This window comes from Clostridium thailandense (assembly GCF_019207025.1).
In the GTDB taxonomy this organism is placed as follows: domain Bacteria; phylum Bacillota; class Clostridia; order Clostridiales; family Clostridiaceae; genus Clostridium_AM; species Clostridium_AM thailandense.
In genome coordinates, this window is the sequence record NZ_JAEEGC010000250.1 from 1 (window position 1) to 3,321 (window position 3,321).

Consider the following 3,321-nt stretch of genomic DNA (forward strand, 5'->3'; position numbering starts at 1 on the left):
TAAGTGCGACAGCCCCTTTTTTATTAAATAAATTATTAATATAGAGGTAATGTTTTTTTGGAAAAAATCATATTGTAAAATAGGCTGTTATACAACCAAGGGAAAAAATATTAAATTACATCATTTTAAAGGGGAGAGAGTAATATGAAAAGGATAAAATCAATCGTAATGGAAGTACTTATAGTGATAGCAGTTTTTTTTATGGTATGCATAGCTGGCTTAGTAGATATAAAAGCAGGAGAATCTCCAAGGGATACACGACTTATTAAACAAACAAATATTACACTGGAGGGCGATAAAAAAAATATTGAGGATATGAGCAGGAAAATACAAAACCAAAGCTCAGAATTAGAAAAATTAAAAAAAGAAATGAACAAATTAACATTAAATAAAAATACAGAGGAATGGAACAATGCTGTTATAAGCTATAATAATAAATTAATGCAATATAATAAGGACCTATCTCAATATAACTCTAAATTAGATGATTACAATAAAATATATAGTAGTTTAAAAGCTCAAGATGGAGAAAAAGAAAATGCGATAGATTGGGTGAGGAAAGTACTAGGTATTTAAAATACAAGGCATGAATTGTAAATTTACAATTCATGCCTTAAGCATGTACTAGATTTGTAATATATGTTTGTATTTTATATAATGTATTTAAAGTGAAGAAATATTAAAATCCAACGAAAATATTAAGAAGAAATTATAAAGTGGGTGATTGAATGAAATGTAGAGATAAAGCTTTTCCGATTATATTTCTTATATTTGGTATAGTACTAATTACAGCGATTTCAGGATTATCTATAAGAAAGTATATAAAAGACCAAAATGCTTCTAAGGAAAAACTACAACAAATTTCTTTAGAAAATGGCAAAAATTCAAAAGGAACAAGTACTGACAAAGAAACAAATAAGGATAATTTTAAAATTTTCTTTAATAAGCCAGAAAGTACACCATCACGAAGTTCTATTAAAATATATAAAGAAAAAAAAGTATTAGAACTTTATGCTGATGAGAAACTTATTGGAAGATTTAAAATAGGGCTTGGAACATATACAGAGGGAAATAAAGAAAAAGAAGGAGATAATAAGATACCAGAAGGAAGTTACTATATATCTTCAAAGATAAGTAAAACTAAATATACATACTTTATGGGAATTAGCTATCCTAATGTAAAAGATGCTCAAAATGGATTAGATAAGGGGTTGATTGACAAATCTGTATATGATAGGATTAAGAATTCCATAGAAGAGAAAAAACAACCACCAGGAAATACACCATTAGGTGGTGAAATAGGTATACATGGAGGTGGAACTGAATATGAAAATACCTATGGAAGTATTTCTCTTTCTAATGAGGATATAAATATAATTAAACAATATTCAACTATTGGAATGTCAGTTGAAATTTATAAGTAATATTTAAAAGAGAATATAGAGAAAAAACAAAACAGCAAAAATGGCCGTTTATTACTAATTACTTAGTTTTGAAACAGCCATTTATATTTTAATTACCAATTATTTAAGAGTGTTTTTATTTAATACAGATACATATTGACTAAACAACTTATCTAAGTAGTTTAGTAGCTTCTTTTTTATCTAAGCCACTTCCATACCAAGCAGCAACTAAAACAACTAGCCATACAACTCCAACTATAGCTGGAATTCTTGTATCTGAACCTATACACATGGAAACGAATACACCAACTAAAAATATCATAGTAATTATGCCTGAAGCTGGATAAAGTACTGTTTTAAATCTTAATTTACCAACCTGCTCAGGGTTAAGACTCTTTCTGAATTTAATCTGAGTATAAACAATCATGAACCAAGCAAATATTCCCGCAAATGTTCCTACGCTTGTGACATAAGTGAAAGCTTTACCAGGAGCAACGTAGTTTAATATAACTCCTATTAACATAAATCCTACTGAAGCAAGTATTGCATTTTTAGGAACGTTAGTTTTGCTAAGCTTTGAGAATACCTTAGGTGCTTGTCCTTGTAATGAAAGATTATAAAGCATACGACCAGTTGTGAATATACCTGAGTTACATGATGATGATGCTGCTGTAAGTACAACGAAGTTTATGATACCAGCAGCTGCAGCTATGCCAAGTTTTGAGAATGTAAGAACGAACGGACTTCCTGTAGTTCCTATACTGTCCCAAGCATAAAGTGACATTATAACAAACAATGCACCGATATAGAATATCATTATTCTCACAAAAACGCTGTTTATAGCTGTTGGTATTACTTTTTCAGGATTTTTAGCTTCTCCAGCTGTAACACCGATAAGCTCAACTCCTACGAAGGCGAAGGAAACCATGGTTAATGTTGATATAGGACCCATTATTCCCTTTGGGAAGAAACCGCCGTGAGCAGTTAGATTTGAAACACCAATTGGAATTCCTTTATTTCCTAAACCAAACATTATCATAGCTAGACCAATTACAATCATAATAATTATTGTAGCAACTTTTATAAGTGCAAACCAGAATTCGATTTCTCCAAAGGCTTTTGCTGCGGTTAAGTTTACAACAGTAAGTATACAAACTGCAACAAGTGCAGATACCCACTGTGGTACGTTTGGAAACCAAAAGTTAATGTAAATACCTACTGCTGTGACTTCTGCCATACAGGTTACAACCCACATTATCCAATATGTCCAACCTGTTAGATATCCTGCAAGAGGACTTACGTAATCGTTTGCATAAGCGCTAAAAGAACCTGCAACTGGATGTTCAACAGCCATTTCGCCAAGGGCACGCATAATAAAAAATATAATTATTCCTGCAACGGCATAGGTAACCAATATAGCTGGACCTGCAGCTTTGATAGCTGTTGCTGATCCTAGGAACAAACCAACTCCGATAGCTCCACCGATTGCCATCATTTTAATGTGCCTTTCTTCAAGACCACGTTCTAGGCTTTCGCCTGTTTGAGTTTTAACGTCAATGCTCATTTTAAATACCCCTTTCTTGTTAAAAAATTAACTGCTTGCGGACCCCCAAAGCCTTTAGGATTTCAAGCTATATCAAAAAGGATTTCCTACACTTAGTGGTGAATATACCTTGTGAAGTATCCTTTATGAATGAATTTAAAGAAGGAAATTAATTTTTGCAAAATGTTGAGAGTGTTGAAAGATTATTCTTAATATTCATAATTTACTATTTTATGATACCATGTACTGCTAAATTATTCAACTTATTCAATTAATGTAATATAAAGAAACATATATTTATAAATATATTCAGTAAAATGCTTTAAAATGTTAAGGAAATAGTTAATAATGTAAATAAACATTAAAGATACAGAT

3 protein-coding genes are annotated in these 3,321 nt (G+C 31.0%); 2 read left to right on the plus strand and 1 reads right to left on the minus strand.

Features of this window, described 5'->3' with window-relative positions:
• Window positions 1-144: 144 nt before the first annotated feature.
• Complete coding sequence (locus I6U48_RS29335) at window positions 145-576, plus strand: hypothetical protein (protein WP_218324052.1); 432 nt, start codon at window positions 145-147, stop codon at window positions 574-576.
• Window positions 577-728: 152 nt separating this feature from the next.
• On the plus strand, window positions 729-1,424 hold the full coding sequence (locus tag I6U48_RS29340) for a L,D-transpeptidase family protein (RefSeq protein ID WP_218324053.1): 696 nt from the start codon (window positions 729-731) through the stop codon (window positions 1,422-1,424).
• Window positions 1,425-1,572: 148 nt separating this feature from the next.
• Here the strand turns inward: I6U48_RS29340 and I6U48_RS29345 are convergent, their stop codons facing one another.
• Window positions 1,573-2,967: an amino acid permease gene (locus I6U48_RS29345; protein WP_218324054.1), complete on the minus strand. Its 1,395-nt coding sequence runs from the start codon at window positions 2,965-2,967 to the stop codon at window positions 1,573-1,575.
• Window positions 2,968-3,321 lie beyond the last annotated feature (354 nt).

Coding starts and splice junctions, on each gene's coding strand:
- I6U48_RS29340 (WP_218324053.1), top strand. CDS start 729: ATGAAATGTAGAGATAAAGCTTTTCCGATTATATTTCTTATATTTGGT.
- I6U48_RS29345 (WP_218324054.1), bottom strand. CDS start 2,967: ATGAGCATTGACGTTAAAACTCAAACAGGCGAAAGCCTAGAACGTGGT.
- I6U48_RS29335 (WP_218324052.1), top strand. CDS start 145: ATGAAAAGGATAAAATCAATCGTAATGGAAGTACTTATAGTGATAGCA.